The 1261-nt window shown below is 41.6% G+C and carries 1 protein-coding gene and 1 pseudogene; both read left to right on the forward strand.

The features are described from left to right. A pseudogene (locus tag ACWATR_RS40125) lies at nt 1-788 on the forward strand (DEAD/DEAH box helicase); the annotation flags it as partial. Nucleotides 789-913: 125 nt separating this feature from the next. Continuing rightward, nucleotides 914-1165: a hypothetical protein gene (locus ACWATR_RS40130; RefSeq protein WP_460345990.1), complete on the forward strand. Its 252-nt coding sequence runs from the start codon at nt 914-916 to the stop codon at nt 1163-1165. Nucleotides 1166-1261 lie beyond the last annotated feature (96 nt).

A 1261-nucleotide genomic window follows, 5' to 3' on the forward strand; every position in this document is an offset into this window, starting at 1 on the left:
CTGCTTCTTCAGACTCTGAAAGAAACAATTTGCAATTATTGCAAAAACACCTGCAACAGTGGATAGACCAGGGTCTGCTCAAGCTCTATGAAACACCTGTTAATGATGTGCCAATTCTGTGTCTAAGCACTCAGCAACAACATCGTATTGCTTTGCAACTGCACCGAAACTCAGATAATGAAATATGGGAATGGTTTGAAACCAGGAGTTCTGAAGGTGTAGAGACTGTTTTTCGTTATTTGCAAAACTTGCGATCGCAAGCTCGGCTTGTTGAAGTTAGAGAACTGGAAGACCCCAACACTACAATTATCTTTCCAGATAGAAACTGGAGTAACTTAACTGTGCAGCAACTGCGACAACGACTTGGAATAGAGCGTGTTTTGTTGGGAAATGAGGGTGTGAACATAGTTTATCGCGATCGCTACCTAAACGAGAAAGGAGCCAAAATTCTTACCGATCTCTTACAAGGTGATGCTCTGAATACAAATTCCTCTGTGAGCATTTGGGTTTTAGAAGATTTACAAGGAGAGCGAGCGTCTAAAAGAAAAGCAAATTTGGAAGCCACACTTATTGAAATCAAAAAAAATGGAATTTCTGCAAATGTAAGTGTTCAACCCTGGAATCAACGGTCTTACTTCCCTCATGCACGCGAGATGGAAGTCAACATCTCAAATGGACAAAGATATCAAATTATTTTTGATAAGGGAATGGACTTTTTAGAGATGAAAACAGTTGGTGTTTATTCTGTAACAGAGCCAACTTATGTCATCATTAATAGACAAGATTAATACTTAAGCGCTCTAAGTGTATTTTGGAACATATTTAGAGCGCTCAAAGAGAATTTTACTAAAAAATAATACCTCAACAGCAATAGGAAGTATGGCAGACCGCAATTGAACAAGTTGGCGGTAAAGTGCCGACCAATAGGATCGTCAAAGATGTGGTGCAGCGCATAATGGAACGTACTAGAATACCCAACACCTACCAAATTGGCGAAGTCTGCCAAATTTCAGCCAAAGATAATCCCGAACTCAGACGTAAGGGTGGCTGCTGGGGTATCGTCAACCATGTGGGCCAATTTAGCTGCACCGTCAAAACCTGGGATGGCGAGTATAGTGCGATTCGTTGTCTAGTGAATCACGGTAATCAATCAGTCCGTACATAACTAAACCAGCCCGACAGCAGATTACTGTCAGCAAGGGCTGAACTCTCGGTCAGATGCAAGTGCAAGTCTTGCCATTCAGACTCAGAATTGACTCCT

It is taken from the genome of Nostoc sp. UIC 10890, assembly GCF_054786515.1.